Source organism: Desulfobotulus mexicanus (genome assembly GCF_006175995.1).
GTDB classification, from domain to species: Bacteria; Desulfobacterota; Desulfobacteria; order Desulfobacterales; family ASO4-4; genus Desulfobotulus; species Desulfobotulus mexicanus.
Genome location: NZ_VDMB01000002.1, coordinates 46104 through 60805, shown reverse-complemented (window position 1 = coordinate 60805; position 14702 = coordinate 46104). Strand labels below are relative to the sequence as shown.

General features: G+C 48.9%; 16 protein-coding genes. 3 read left to right on the top strand and 13 right to left on the bottom strand.

Annotated elements, in window-relative coordinates; all coding sequences use genetic code 11:
* Window positions 1-3: 3 nt before the first annotated feature.
* From FIM25_RS02245 to coaE, 11 genes are all read right to left on the bottom strand, one after another.
* Window positions 4-810 (bottom strand): phosphatidate cytidylyltransferase, encoded by an 807-nt coding sequence (locus FIM25_RS02245; RefSeq protein ID WP_179953092.1) that lies wholly within the window; start codon window positions 808-810, stop codon window positions 4-6.
* 102 nt (window positions 811-912) lie between these two features.
* Entirely contained in the window at window positions 913-1653 is a 741-nt protein-coding gene (locus FIM25_RS02240) for an undecaprenyl pyrophosphate synthase (RefSeq protein ID WP_139445862.1), read from the bottom strand.
* A complete protein-coding gene (gene frr / locus FIM25_RS02235) occupies window positions 1643-2200 on the bottom strand; it encodes a ribosome recycling factor (RefSeq protein WP_139445860.1) in 558 nt (185 codons plus the stop codon). The genes FIM25_RS02240 and frr overlap by 11 nt, the downstream gene beginning before the upstream one ends.
* 87 nt (window positions 2201-2287) lie before the next feature.
* Window positions 2288-3001: a UMP kinase gene (gene pyrH / locus FIM25_RS02230; protein WP_218961224.1), complete on the bottom strand. Its 714-nt coding sequence runs from the start codon at window positions 2999-3001 to the stop codon at window positions 2288-2290.
* A gap of 4 nt (window positions 3002-3005) precedes the next feature.
* A complete protein-coding gene (gene tsf, locus FIM25_RS02225; protein ID WP_139445855.1) occupies window positions 3006-3602 on the bottom strand; it encodes a translation elongation factor Ts in 597 nt (198 codons plus the stop codon).
* 138 nt (window positions 3603-3740) lie between these two features.
* Window positions 3741-4589, bottom strand: a complete 849-nt coding sequence (gene rpsB, locus FIM25_RS02220) for a 30S ribosomal protein S2 (protein WP_139445853.1) — start codon at window positions 4587-4589, stop codon at window positions 3741-3743.
* A 196-nt stretch (window positions 4590-4785) separates the two neighbouring features.
* Window positions 4786-5676, bottom strand: a complete 891-nt coding sequence (gene prmC / locus FIM25_RS02215; RefSeq protein ID WP_139445851.1) for a peptide chain release factor N(5)-glutamine methyltransferase — start codon at window positions 5674-5676, stop codon at window positions 4786-4788.
* Window positions 5663-6730: a peptide chain release factor 1 gene (gene prfA / locus FIM25_RS02210; protein ID WP_139445849.1), complete on the bottom strand. Its 1068-nt coding sequence runs from the start codon at window positions 6728-6730 to the stop codon at window positions 5663-5665. The genes prmC and prfA overlap by 14 nt, the downstream gene beginning before the upstream one ends.
* 238 nt (window positions 6731-6968) lie before the next feature.
* Complete coding sequence (gene rpmE / locus FIM25_RS02205; protein WP_139445846.1) at window positions 6969-7187, bottom strand: 50S ribosomal protein L31; 219 nt, start codon at window positions 7185-7187, stop codon at window positions 6969-6971.
* A 31-nt stretch (window positions 7188-7218) separates the two neighbouring features.
* Window positions 7219-8466 (bottom strand): transcription termination factor Rho, encoded by a 1248-nt coding sequence (gene rho, locus FIM25_RS02200; RefSeq protein WP_139445844.1) that lies wholly within the window; start codon window positions 8464-8466, stop codon window positions 7219-7221.
* A 316-nt stretch (window positions 8467-8782) separates the two neighbouring features.
* Window positions 8783-9412, bottom strand: a complete 630-nt coding sequence (gene coaE, locus FIM25_RS02195) for a dephospho-CoA kinase (protein WP_139445842.1) — start codon at window positions 9410-9412, stop codon at window positions 8783-8785.
* Between the two features lie 296 nt (window positions 9413-9708).
* On the opposite strand from coaE, the gene FIM25_RS02190 reads away from it, so the two are divergent.
* From FIM25_RS02190 to FIM25_RS02180, 3 genes are all read left to right on the top strand, one after another.
* Window positions 9709-10380 (top strand): adenylate kinase, encoded by a 672-nt coding sequence (locus FIM25_RS02190; RefSeq protein ID WP_139445840.1) that lies wholly within the window; start codon window positions 9709-9711, stop codon window positions 10378-10380.
* A 369-nt stretch (window positions 10381-10749) separates the two neighbouring features.
* Window positions 10750-10953, top strand: coding sequence for a 30S ribosomal protein S21 (gene rpsU, locus FIM25_RS02185; RefSeq protein WP_179953091.1), 204 nt, complete (start codon window positions 10750-10752; stop codon window positions 10951-10953).
* Between the two features lie 166 nt (window positions 10954-11119).
* Window positions 11120-12391, top strand: a complete 1272-nt coding sequence (locus FIM25_RS02180; RefSeq protein WP_139445838.1) for a bifunctional folylpolyglutamate synthase/dihydrofolate synthase — start codon at window positions 11120-11122, stop codon at window positions 12389-12391.
* A 61-nt stretch (window positions 12392-12452) separates the two neighbouring features.
* On the opposite strand, the gene FIM25_RS02175 is transcribed toward FIM25_RS02180, so the two are convergent.
* The gene (locus FIM25_RS02175; protein WP_139445836.1) at window positions 12453-12755 is read right to left on the bottom strand and encodes a Dabb family protein; all 303 of its coding nucleotides are present in this window, start codon (window positions 12753-12755) and stop codon (window positions 12453-12455) included.
* Between the two features lie 528 nt (window positions 12756-13283).
* Entirely contained in the window at window positions 13284-14696 is a 1413-nt protein-coding gene (locus FIM25_RS02170) for a sigma-54-dependent transcriptional regulator (protein WP_139445834.1), read from the bottom strand.
* Between the last annotated feature and the right edge of the window lie 6 nt (window positions 14697-14702).

The window sequence follows — 14702 nt, the reverse complement described above, 5'->3', positions numbered from 1 at the left end:
GTTTCAGCACACCCATATCCGCATCATCATGACCACAGGCACCGCAAAGAGAAGGGCATCGATGCGGTCCAGCATACCACCATGCCCGGGCAAAAGGGTTCCTGAATCCTTTACATTGGAAAGCCTTTTCTGCATGGACTCAAAAAGGTCCCCCAAAGGGGCCACAAAGGCAGTTACAAGGGCAGTCAAAAGAACGGGAATCATGGAAAAGGACGGCAGGAAAAAGATTTTAAACAAAAAGGCCATGACAAGGGTAAGAATCACGCCACCCAAAAAGCCTTCCAGGGTTTTTGCCGGGCTAATGGCCGGAGCCAGCTTACGCTTCCCGAAAAACCTGCCCGCATAGTAGGCCCCCGTATCTCCGGACGCTACAAGGAGAAGGGTAAAAAAAACCCAGGCAATGCCATGGTCTGTCATACGCAGCACCCCGAGGCAGGCCAGAGGAAAAGCTATCCATAAAAAACCCTGCATTTCGACTGGAATGGCAGATAAAAGGCCCGGACGCGGGCCGAAGCGGAGCATGCAGAAAGCTGTAAGAAGAAAAAAAGCAAGACAAAGTCCGGCAAAAAGACCGCCCAGCCCCCAGAAAGAAAAAAGAACCGGAAAAGACAGTCCAAGACGGGCAACCCAGCGCAATTCTGATTCCGGAGACAGAGCAGATCTTGCATCCATGATGTGATGATATTCCGACTGTGCAATAAGTGACACGGCAAGTATCATCAGAAAAAATAGAAAAGGACCCCCTGCCGCAATCAGCCAGACCAGAAGGGGAAGGGCCAGTATGGCGGTAAGCCAACGGGTTCCATGCATATCGGTCTCCGTTTCAACCGGATCATCCGGCTTTTGATGAAAAAAAAGGATCTTCCCTATCAGGAAGATCCCACAGGCTGCCATGGGCATATTCCCATGGAATCAGGCATCTTTTACTTTACCGAAACGCCGGTCCCGTTCCTGATACCCTTTGAGTATTTCCAGATATTCCTGCTCAGAAAAATCCGGCCAGAGGGTCGGCGAAAAAACAAACTCCGTATAAGCCAACTGCCAGAGCATGAAATTGGAAAGGCGCATCTCACCACTGGTGCGGATCAGAAGATCCGGGTCCGGCATTCCCGCCGTATACAGGTGGCCGGCAAGATCTTCCTGGGAAAGGCTTTCCGGGTTCAAGAGGCCCTGCCCTACCTTGATGGCCACGGCACGCATGGCCGCTGTCAGCTCATCCCTGGCACCATAGCTCAAACAGAGGGTCAGCACCATGCCAGTGTTCCCTGCCGTTTCCACCATGATATTTTCAAGATCCGACCTTACCTTATCGGGAAGCCTGTCCAGCTCTCCGATGGCATTGAGACGGATATTATTTTCCAGCATCTCCTCACGTTCGGAAGCCAGAAAACGGCGAAGCAGGGACATAAGGGTTGCCACTTCGCTTTTGGGCCGATCCCAGTTTTCCGTGGAAAAGGCATAAAGACTCAGGTAGGAAATTCCCATTTCCCGGCTGGTACGCACCACATTACGAACGGTTTCAGAGCCCTTTTCATGGCCCTTTACACGATTCATAAGCCGTTTTTTAGCCCATCGTCCATTCCCATCCATGATAATGGCCACATGGACAGGAATGGATTCAGCGGAAAAACCCTCAGGCAGTTCAGAATTCAAGGACTTCCTTCTCTTTCACCTTCTGAAGATCTTCAATCTGACGGATATAATCATCGGTCAGCTTCTGGATCTGATCCTGACCCTTGAACAGCTCATCCTCTGAGATATCACCGTCTTTTTTAAAGGCTTTCAGGGATTCATTGGCATCTCTGCGCAGATTTCTTACGCCGACCTTATATTCCTCACAGGTTTTTCCCACCTGCTTTACAATATCCTTGCGTCTCTCTTCGGTCAAAGGAGGGATGGAAATACGGATCACCTTGCCATCGTTGGAGGGCGTAAGCCCCACATTGGCTTTAAGAATCCCCTTTTCTATCTCCTTCATGGCCGTGGCATCCCAGGGCTGTATCACAAGAAGGCGGCTTTCAGGTGTGGAAATGGAAGCCATCTGGTGCAGCGGAGTAAGGGTTCCGTAATAATCCACACGTACGGAATCCAGCATATTTGCAGAAGCTCTTCCCGTGCGCACCTTCAAAAGTTCAGCCTTCAGACCATCAATGGCCCTGGCCATCTTTTCCTGTGTTTCTGAGTAAACGGTATCCAGCATATTGCAATCCTTTTTTTGTGACCTGACATTCCAAAAAAACCCAGACTAAAAGCATCAGGATCTGTTCCATGGCAGAGCTGTCAGAAATCAGCGGATCAGGGTGCCAATACTCTCATCACCGCATACAACCCGGGCAATATTGCCCTTGCCAAGAAGATCAAAGACACTTAAGGGCAGCCCATTATCCATAGCAAGGGAAATAGCTGTCATATCCATCACCTGGAGCTGACGCTCCAGGACTTGCATATAGGTAAGCTTTTTGATCAGTTTTGCATCTTTATTTTTCTCAGGATCGGAATCATAGACGCCGTTCACCTTGGTAGCCTTCAGAAGAATTTCCGCATGGATTTCCTGAGCCCTCAGAACCGCCGCCGTATCCGTTGTGAAATAAGGACTTCCCGTACCTGCTGCAAAAATAACAATGCGCCCCTTTTCGAGATGCCGCACCGCCCGTCGCAGAATAAAAGGCTCACAGACCTCATGCATGGATATGGCCGACTGAACACGGGTCTGAAGCCCCTTGCCTTCCAGAGTTCCCTGAAGGGCAAGGGAATTTATCACCGTTGCCAGCATGCCCATATGGTCTGCGGAAGCACGATCCATACCGTAGGAACTGGCGGCTATGCCACGGAAGATATTCCCTCCGCCCACCACCACCGCTACCTCTACGCCCAGATCATGTATCGAGCGGATTTCCTCTGCCACATACTGCAGAATATCCGGACGGATGCCAAAGCCCTGATCTCCCATAAGGGCTTCCCCACTCAACTTCAACAATATCCGCTTATATCTGGGCTCCAAGGTATCAGGCTCCAATCTGGTAGCGGCTAAACCGCTTGATCACGATATTCTCACCAATTTTGCCCACGGTCTCATTCACAATATCCTGAACCGTCAGCTTGGGATCTTTGATGTAGGGCTGAGACAGAAGGCAGGCATCTTTATAAAACTTATTGATTTTTCCTTCAACAATTTTATCCACCATGTTCTCGGGCTTGCCTTCTTCCAGCAGCTGGCCACGATACACATCCCTTTCTCGGGCAATAACGTCGGCTGGAATATCTTCAGCAGCAAGTCCCATGGGTGCCGAAGCCGCAATGTGCATGGCAATGCTGCGGCAAAAATCAATAAAGTCATCATTTTTGGCAACAAAATCAGTCTCACAACCCACTTCCACAAGAACACCGATCTTGCCACCCATATGGATATAAGCCTCCACACGTCCCTCGGAAGCTTCCCTTCCGGCCTTTTTCTTGGCCGTCGCAAGACCTTTTTTTCTTAAATAATCTACAGCTTTTTCCAGATCACCATCGTTTTCTTTCAAAGCCGCCTTGCAATCCATAATACCAGCCCCGGTCTTTCCCCGAAGCTCCTTAACCATTTCTGCGCTGATTTCCGCCATGGAAACGTCTACCCTTTCTGATGTCTGCTATACATCCCCGGAGAACCTTGTAACGAATCATTACAAATTCCGCAGGTTCTCCGGAGCTGTACATCATATCTTATATATATGGATTAAAAACTATGAACATGATCCTGCTTACTCAGAAACTTCACCCGCAGCAGGTTCCGTGCTTTTTTTAATCACTTCAATCACAGGTCCGTCGCTGCCATCGGCAATAATCTTACGCTCGCCGGGTTTCATATCTGCAGAAACAGGCGCGTCGCCCTCTTCCTTATCAGTGACCGCATGCATTTTTTCTTCATAACGACCCCGACCCTCAAGATAAGCGTCGGCAATGCGGGAAGCGATAAGGCGAATGGCTCGGATGGCGTCATCGTTACCGGGGATGGGAAAATCAATATCATCGGGATCACAGTTGGTATCCACCACAGCAACCGTTGGAATACCGAGACGCTTGGCTTCCTTTATGGCAATGGCTTCATTTTTTGGGTCTACAATAAACATGCAACCCGGCAGACGGGTCATGTTCTGAATCCCGCCCAGTGTGGATTCCAGCTTTTCCTGATCCTTGATCATGGAAAGCCTTTCCTTTTTGGGAAAAAGCTCGATGGAACCATCATTCTGGATATCTTTCAGGTACTTCAGACGTTCGATACTCTGCTTTACGGTCTGAAAGTTGGTCAGCATACCACCCAGCCAGCGGTTCTGTACATAATAAGCTTCCGCGCGGTTGGCTTCTTCATAAATTGCTTCTCTGGCCTGCTTTTTGGTACCTACAAAAAGAATGGATTCTCCGCTGGCCCCCACATCCGCAACGAAATCATAGGCCTTGCGGAACATACGGACGGTCTTCTGGAGATCCAGAATATAAATCCCGTTTCTTGCACCAAAAATATAGGGCTTCATTTTAGGGTTCCAGCGCTTGGTCTGGTGTCCGAAATGTACGCCCGCTTCCAACAGCTCCTTCATTGTTACATACGCCATGTACCACTTCTCCTGCGGTTACAAACCGCTTCTTTTGGTTGATCTGCCGCCCTCTTCCTTTCCGGGTCCAACCGCATGCGGCACCGGGATCCGGATCCAAAGACGTGTTAAAATACCTTACATGAAAGCCCTTTCACTCAAAGACTTTTCATTAACCTGATATCAGTATCAGATATCAAGTCCTGTCGGCAAGCACTTAGTTGAGTTTGCGCCGTAAAACCACAACCCTTTCCTTACCTGCCATATCCTTGACGCAGGGGAAAACATCATAATCCCCGGTCTCTGCAAACAAGGAAGATACATACTCATACTGATCATACCCGATTTCAAGCAGAAAATAAGAACCAGGCACCAGCACATTCCTGACCTCGGAAACAAGGCCGCGATAGGCAGAAAGCCCGTCAGCACCTCCATCCAGAGCAAGGGGAGGTTCATGATCTTTCACTTCCGGAGCAAGGGCTGCCATGTGGGCAGTAGGAATATAAGGAGGATTGGAAACAACAAGATCAAAAAGCGCATCCCGCCTAAATGCCCCGCACCAGCTGGCCGTTACAGGAAAAACCCTGGAAACGAGATCCGCATTCCGAATATTTTTTTGAGCAAGCAAGCAGGCAGCAAGGGAAATATCTACTGCAAAAACAGTACATAAAGGACGTTCCGACGCCAAAGCCAGAGCAATACAACCCGTCCCCGTTCCCAGATCCAGAACCCGACAGGACCTGTCTTCCGGCAGATATTTCAGGGCCTCAGAGACCAGGGTTTCCGTATCCGGCCTTGGAATCAGCGCCTGGGGACCGGTCTCCAGATCCAGAGTCCAGAAACTGCGCTCTCCGACAATATGGGCCACAGGCTCCCTTGATGACCTTCGCCGTATCAGATGCCTGAAAGCTTCACGCTCCGATGGATTAAGGGGCTGGTCAAAACGCAGATAGAGATTGAGCCGGGAAGTACCCAGACAATGGGCCAAAAGCAGCTCCGCTGTCAGGCGGGGACTGTCAATGCCATGGGTAGCAAAGTATTCCGTGGTCCATCGAAGAACCCTTCCAACATCCCATGTATCCTTTTTTTCCGGCTCATGCGCCGCCATGCTGAAGGGCCTCCGCCTGATAATGGGTTCTCAGGGCATCCACCAGCTGTGCCATATCCCCCTGCAAAACAGCATCCAGACGATAAAGCGTCAGGCCGATACGGTGATCCGTAACACGGCTCTGGGGATAATTATAAGTCCGGATTCTTCCGGACCTGTCCCCTGTCCCCACCTGCTCTTTTCTGTCCGCAGAGCGTTTTGCCGCCTGCTCCTGCACCAGGGCATCATACATTCTGGCCCTTAAAACCTGCATGGCTTTAAGACGGTTTTTATGCTGGGACTTTTCATCCTGACACTGCACCACAATGCCCGTGGGAATATGGGTAATACGCACGGCGGAATCAGTGGTGTTGACATGCTGACCACCGGCACCCTGGGACCGGTAGGTATCTATTCTCAAGTCCTTTTCATCCACATGGACATCCACATCCTCCGCCTCAGGCAGGACAGCAACGGTCACAGCAGATGTATGGATACGACCCTGAGTTTCCGTGGTAGGCACCCGCTGCACACGGTGGATGCCGGACTCATATTTCATAACCGAATAAACACCCCGGCCCTGAATCATGGCCACCACTTCCTTAAAACCTCCAACATCCGGTTCGCTGGCATCCAGAATTTCTACTTTCCAGCCGCTGTTTTCCGCAAAACGTGCATACATCCTAAAAAGATCCCCAGCAAAAAGGGCTGCCTCATCCCCACCCGTACCAGCACGTATCTCAAGGATGATATTTTTACCATCGTTGGGATCTTTAGGCACAAGAAGCTGATTCAATTCCCCCTGCAACTGAAGCTCAAGGACTTCAAGACGACGGGCCTCATCCTGGGCCATCTCACGGATTTCAGGGTCCGCATCCCGCAAAAGCAGGACATTTTCCTCACGCTCCCGGACAACGTCCCGGTAGGATCTGAATACAGTCACAAGCTCCGATATTTCAGCATGCTCACGCAAAAATTTCTGGTAGCCCTCCCGGTCAGCAAGAACCGCAGGATCGCTCATCAGGCGCTCCAGCTCCATAAACCGGTCTTCTACTCCCGCTAATTTTTCAAACATCCGGCACACCTTACTTCTGCCCCCCATTCCCCAATGATCCACAACACTTCTCTACTCTAAAACTTCCTGCACAGACCTTTTGGCAGAAAAGCATAAGAAAATATGTGAAAATCAAAAGTCAGGAATACTCAGACAGGCATTTTTTTCCAAAAAGAAAACCGGCGGATGCCGGCGTACACTTTTCCATAGAAAAAAACCCCGCAAAAAAATCTGCGGGGCAAATAATAACTTACAAAAACTATTTAGCCAACTGCTGCTGGTAGTTTCCATATTTCTTACGGAAACGATCAATACGTCCTTCGGTATCCACAAGCTTCTGCTTACCAGTAAAAAAAGGATGGCAGGCAGAGCAGATTTCTACCCGGATCTGTTTTTTTGTGGATGCCGTTTCAATAACACTGCCACATGCACAGGTAATTGTTGTTTTTGCATATTCGGGGTGAATGCCTTCTTTCATCGTCAACTCCTGATGATCCCAAGGGATATGGTTATGCGTTCATTGAGTTCATAAAATCTACGTTATCCTTCGTACCCGTCATCTTATCCAGCAAAAATTCCATGCTGTCAATGGAATTCAGGGAACTTAAAAGCTTACGAAGAATCCAGACACGGTTAATCACATCCTGCCCCAGAAGCAGATCCTCTTTTCGGGTACCGGATCTTTTAATATCAATGGCAGGGAAGGTTCTGCGGTCGGCAATCTTACGATCCAGCACAAGCTCCATGTTGCCCGTACCCTTAAATTCTTCGAAAATAACTTCGTCCATACGGCTGCCGGTTTCCACAAGGGCCGTGGCGATAATGGTCAGACTTCCGCCCTCTTCCACATTCCGGGCCGCACCGAAAAAGCGCTTGGGCCGGTGCAGGGCATTGGAATCAACGCCACCGGAGAGAATTTTACCCGAAGGAGGCATGACCGAGTTATATGCCCTGGCAAGACGGGTAATGGAATCCAGAAGGATCACCACATTTTTCTTATGCTCCACAAGACGCTTGGCCTTTTCAATTACCATTTCAGCCACCTGAACATGACGTTCCGCAGGCTCATCAAAGGTGGAACTGATAACCTCAGCGTTCACGTTCCTTGCCATGTCCGTAACCTCTTCGGGCCGCTCGTCAATGAGCAGCACAATGGGCACCACATCATCATGGTGGGCAATGATGGAGTTGGCAATATTCTGCATCAGAACCGTCTTGCCAGCTCTGGGAGGCGAAACAATCAACCCGCGCTGACCAAAACCAATGGGGGTAAGCAAATCCATTATCCGCATGGAATAATTATCCTGGGCACCTTCCAGCAGAATTTTTTTATCCGGATACAGCGGGGTCAGGTTATCAAAAAGAATTTTTTCCCGCGCAATCTCGGGATCCTCATAATTGATGGCCTCCACCTTGAGGAGAGCAAAATAACGCTCTGATTCCTTCGGCTGACGAATCTGCCCGGACACCGTATCCCCTGTCCGGAGATTAAAACGCCGGATCTGGGAAGGTGAAACATAGATGTCATCTGGACCTGGAAGATAATTGCAATCCGTGGAACGCAGAAACCCGAAACCATCGGGCAGAATTTCCAGGGTTCCTTCTCCGTAAATCAGACCATTTTTTTCAATCTGAGCCTGAAGCAGGGCAAAAATAAGCTCCTGCTTACGCAAGCCCGCAGCGCCATCAATATTAAATTTCTTGGCAAGACGGGTCAGATCCTTGATCTTCATTTCCTTAAGCTCGGTGATGTTCATGAACCTTCACACCTTAAAATGAATGTATGGATATCCCTTCCGGAAGACCTGTCGTCCAGACTGCCGGGTGGGGAATTCAGGGCCGCAGACACAGATCATAAAAATCCATTCCCGGCCGGAATGATACCCGTTTTTCTGTTCTATGGAAAAACGTGTCGAAAATCGATTCAGTTTGTTCCGAAAAGAATTAGGAGCGCAGCGATAATCTGTGGGTAAAAAGACAAAAGGCAGGAAATGCATCAAAAAGCCATATTCCCCTATCGCCTTTATCAAAAAAGCAATAGTTTTTAATTAATATCCCAATGGCTTTGACTGGTCAAGGAAATTTCACCTCCAGGGGGAAAAGTTCTCCATTTTCCACCCAGCTTTCAAGACATTGAGTCATATCCTCCAATGATCCACTGTTTTCCAGTACCAGGTCCGCCCTGGCGGCCTTGTCCTTAAGCGGAATCTGTATCCCGATCAGTGCTTTTGCAGATTTTCCATCCACCCCGTCCCTTTTCATAAGGCGTTCCACCTGAACCTCAGGCGGAACGGAAACCACAATAACGAGATCAAAAAAAGATTCCCTTCCGGTTTCAAAAAGAAGGGGAAATTCAACCACCACCGCCCTGCCACCCGAAGCAGCATGACGCTCCATCTCCCTATCCAGCATGCTGTACACCACAGGATGAACTGCTTTCTCCAGCCGCTGCTTTGCTCCGGGATCACGGGTTATGCGTTCCCTCAGCCAGCCCCGATTCAGCTCACCGTTTTTCCCCACAGCATCGGGACCAAAATCCGCCACAATGGCATGGTAAGCAGACTCACCGGGCCTCACAGCCTTCCTGGCAAGCTGATCCAGATCCACCACAGGGAACCCCATGTCTTTAAGAAGACGGCAGGCCGAAGATTTCCCTGAACCCGCACCACCAGTGATGGCAATTTTAACAACTTCAGATGCCATAAAATTTCTTCATCCAGAGCCTCCGCAGATACAGCATGATATCCAAGACTTGTTTAATAGCGGTTTAACCTGCCCTCTTGCAAGTTTTTTTTAGAAAAAAATGTCTTTTCCTTTTTATGTCTGTGCTGGCAGCTTGACAAGCGACCCGGCTTCTAATAGGTATGCTGACTTAAAAATCAGGCTTTTTATCCAGCCGAAGGATACTGGCACCCCACAAGGTGCAACCTTTCTGGAATGCTTTATATCATACCCCCGTTTTATCATTGTAATTATTTATGAAAGGAGCTTTTTTTAAGATGAACATTCTCTTTTTCGGCCCCAATGGCAGCGGCAAAGGCACTCAGGGTGCTATTCTCAAAGAAAAATACAAAGTACCCCACATTGAATCCGGTGCTATTTTCCGTGAAAACATCAAAGGTGGTACCGAGCTTGGCATGAAAGCCAAAAGCTTTATTGATGCAGGGGATCTGGTTCCCGATGACATCACCATCCCCATGATCCTTGATCGCCTGCAGCGGGAAGACTGCAAGGGCGGCTGGCTGCTGGATGGTTTTCCAAGAACCCCGGTACAGTCCCAAAAACTGGACGAATCCCTGAAAAGTGCTGGCATAAAGCTGAACTTTGTTGTGGAAATTAATCTGGATCGTGAAATTGCCAAAGGACGCCTCATCGGCCGTCGCCTGTGTGAAAACGATCCCAATCATCCCAACAATGTCAATATTCCCGCCATTGCCCCCAAAGACGGTAAATGCCGGGTATGTGGTGGTGCCCTTTCCACCCGCACCGACGACATTGATGAAGGTGCCATCGATAAGCGCCATGACATCTACTATGATGACAAGGAAGGCACACTGGCCTCAGCCTACTACTTCAGAGACCGTGCTGCCCAGGACGGCTCCAAATACATCGTTCTGGACGGCTCCAAAAGCGTTCCAGAAGTAACCGATGCCCTGATAGCTCAACTTTGATGAACCGACGGGGAAGGGATACAACTCCTTTCCCCGTCCTGCTCCAAAGCTTTCCATGGCGACTCTCTTCTGCCAACAAAAGCCCGTAATATCTCGAAAAGAAGTCCCTCATAAAAATCAGCATTTTTTAAGCAAAGGCTTATCTCCATAGTTTTTTTCCAAAAAAACCACCAGCACCGATTATCTTCTTTACAAAACCATAGAAAAAAGATATATGTTTTCGGTTTTTTAAAAAACTTTCTATGGTTTTTTAAATGCAGTTCCATCGGCAATTGCATTCAACAGATAATTTTTATACAAGGTTTTCAATACCCGGGTTCCGAGATTTTTTCCTTATTCGGAATTGCGGAAAGAAAGGGGCGATGTACCGTGAAGGAAATCGAAGTGCGTGTTGTGGATAACGACCTCGAAAAGGCTATGCGGATTCTGAAGAAGAAAATCCAGAACGACGGCCTTTTCAAACGGCTCAAGCTTAAAAAAAGCTTTGAGAAACCCAGCGAATACAAACGCCGCAAGCAGCGGGAAGCACAACGCCGCCAGCGGATAGCTGCGGCACGCAAGTATAAGCGGTAATTCCTGCCCTTTCTTTGCTGTTAAACATTGAATATGTTCTATTATGGACAGACGGATCTGTTTTCCAGCCATTAAATGAATTACGCGGATGCTTCATGACCCGGCAGAAGTCCTATAAAGGATTTTCTGTCCGGGTTTTCTTTTCCCCCCTTATCCGGACCTAGTCATGACCCTTCAGGAACCCGATTTTTCCCATCTGTATCACCGGCAGCGTATGGGCATCCGCCCCGGACTTGAAGGTATTCAGAAACTGCTGCATACTATGGGCAACCCCCAGAACCGTTTTCCTGCCATACATGTGGCAGGCACCAACGGCAAAGGCTCCACAGCTTCCCTTGCCGCATCCATTCTTCAGGCTGCAGGACTGCAGACAGGCCTTTACACCTCACCCCATCTTATACACTTTGGTGAGCGCTTTCAGATAAACGGCCAGAATCCATCCCCGGCCCTGCTGAAAAAGCTTGTAACATCCATAGAGGAAAAAGAGGACAGGGAAAACCCCGCCACCTTTTTTGAATTCACCACAGCCATGGCCTTTCTTCTCTTTGCAGAAGCTTTAGTTGACATGGCTGTTCTGGAAACGGGCATGGGAGGACGCTGGGATGCCACAAACGTCTGCAGGCCTGCTGTATGCATCATAACCAGCATAGGCATGGATCACAGGGAATTTCTGGGTCACACCACCGCCGCCATTGCCGGAGAAAAAGCGGGAATCATAAAGCAGGGAGTCCCCGTTATTACAGGCGTTAAGCAGCCAGAAGCCCTTGATGTCATTATGCAGAAGGCAAAAGCCTGCAATTGCCCCATAAAAATCATGGGTAGGGATTTTCATATTGAAAATACAGGGCAAGACCTTTTCACATACAGAGGAAGACGGACTTATACCAACCTGAACCCAGGCCTTGCCGGAAACCATCAGGCCACCAACATGGCCCTTGCCATTGCAGCCCTTGAAACTCTGGTGGAAAGGGGAATCATTGCCTCAGACATCCCTCAGGCCATCATCCACAAGGGCCTTGCAGACCGCAGCTGGCCCGCCCGCATCCAGCAGCTCAGCACAAATCCAGCCGTGATTCTGGACGGAGCCCACAACACTGAAGCTGCCATGGCCCTTGCAGAATACATCAGAGAAAGAACACCTGAACCCAGAATCCTTGTTTTTGGCGTACTGGAAGACAAGGATGCAAAGGCCATGCTGGATTTACTCACACCGCTTTTTGACCGGATCATACTTACCCGCCCCGATACACCGAGAAGTCTTGATCCTGAAAAGCTGGCGCCCATACTCCCCAAGACAATGCCCTTTGAGATCTGTCCGCCTGTTTCCCATGCCCTTGAAACGGCCATGAACCTATCAAAAAAAACCGGCTGTATCTGCATAGCAGGCTCCCTGTACCTTGCGGGTGAAGTTCTTGCCATAAAAAGCCACAAAACATAAAACGGCTTCCCTTTACCAGGAAAGCCGTTTTCATACTTGCTACTTTTTATATTCAGATGAACTACACGGTATAGTCCACCACACGCCGCTCTTCCAGCACGCCCTGAAGGAAGGCCAGAACCTTCTGGTGATCCTGGTGCTGCACATAGCGGGTAAAAGCCGCATCATCATCAAATTCCGTAATAAGGGAAACATGACTGCTGTGCCCTGTTCCCAGTATGTCCACACCAACTTCAAGAAAACGGATATCGGCAATCTTTTCCGGCAAAGCCTCCAGCATGGATTTAAGCTCCGCAATATTTTCTTCCATACTTAAGCCCCTGGCATTTTTTTTCAAACGAAAAAGAACAATATGCTTAAACATGCGATCACTCCTTTATTATGGGGATATCCGGTGTTTTATCATAATTGAGAATACCAGCACCGGGGTTGCCTGAAGATAAGAAAAAAAATCGGGAAGGGATAATTTCAGAAAAGATAATCAGAGGAAAACTGCCGATGGGGATCATGCCAGACAGGCTACCCGGTACGCTGGTTTCCACCACCGAGAATCTCGGCGGGACCCCTCTGGGGGCTTTAAATCATAAACATTGCAAATCAAATGCCAACCCGATAAAAAGCAGCGTTTTTCCCCACATCCCTGAAGATCCTCTTAAATCCCCATTTAAAAAAACCATAAAAACCCTATAAAAAAACAAAACCTTAAAAAACCACATCCCATACAGCCTCACCATTAGGCATAAATATAAATACCTCCATCTTTACAGTGTTCTACCTTCTCCTCTGACGAAACTTAAATATAAGGTATTTTTTCCCGGAAAAAATACCGTCAGTCCGGAAAAAAAGATGACACCAAAAAAGCAGGTTCTGCCCTCCTTTTTGGATGCCGGGCTTATTTCAAAGACCGGCCGTATTTTTTAAGCAAGGCATAAAAATGGGACTTGGAGAGGCCGGAAACAGACATCATCTCCTGAGGACTGCCCCCTGTCTTTTTCATCAGAATATCCAGATATAAAGCCTCCATCTCCGCTTTAAAATCCTTCAGAGTGGGAAGATCCCCCTGCAGAGAATCGGGAAGAAAATTTTCCATGGCAGATAAAGACTGCTCAGTTGATAAAACTCTGATTTCAGGAATATCATCGGCTCCCCTCCCGTCAGAAAGGGCCGCACGCATCACCCTGATTCTAACCTCTGGGGGAAGATCCATGGCATAAAGGGTTTTATTCTCACGGGAAGCCACAAAGGCCACTTCCAGCACATTAAAAAGTTCCCGTACATTGCCGGGCCATTCATAGGCCAGCAGAACATCAAGAAAATCCTGGGCAAGCTCTTTCATGGCCACGCCAGCCTTCTGGCAAAGATTCCGGATATGGACCCGGGTCAGCCCCCGTATATCTTCAGCGCCCCTTTCCCGCAAAGGCGGCAACCTCAGGGAAATGGTCCAGAGGCGGAAAAGAAGATCCTGACGGAACTTTCCTTCCTCCACCATCTCCTGAAGATTGCGGTTGGTGGCGGCAATAAGACGGAAATCTGAAGTCAGCTCACGGGTCTCACCTACTGGCCTGAAACGTCTTTCCTGTAAAACCCTTAGGAAAGATTTCTGTATGGAAAGGGGCATGTCTCCCACCTCATCCAGAAAAAGCGTACCTCCGTCAGCCATTTTAACAAGCCCTGTCCGGTCACTGTCCGCACCGGTAAAAGAACCTTTTTTATGTCCAAAAAGAGTTGATTCCAAAAGGGTTTCCGTGATGGAAGCACAATCCACCACCACAAACTCGCCCTTTGATCTGCTGCTGTTATCATGGATGGTCCTTGCAAAAAGCTCTTTTCCCGTGCCGGTTTCTCCTGTGATCAGCACCCTGGAGTCACTGCGCGCGGCCTGTGCAAGCAGGGTATAACAGGCCTTCATTGCAGGCCCCTCTCCCACCACAGAGGAAAGATCCAAAGGTTCCGGTTCCCGTGCCTGCTGCTTTTCAAGCCTGTAACGCAATGCTCTGTCCAGACTTAATCGTGTCTGTTTTACGGAAAAAGGCTTGACCAGATAATCCCAGACACCGGCTGCAATGGCCAGCTCAGCCCCATCAGGATCTCCAAGGGAAGCCCTGATACGGGGAATGGCATCGAGACCATTACCGTCTGGCAGGCGTACATCCAGAAACACCACATCCACAATTGTTTCAGAAAGAAAAGCAACACCTTCCCGAAGGGTATAAAAGGCATGGAATCCATGTTCCATTCTCTGTATCAGGCTGGCCATGGTCTCACAGAAATCCACATCATCATCAATTACAAGAATATTCGCCACGGCACA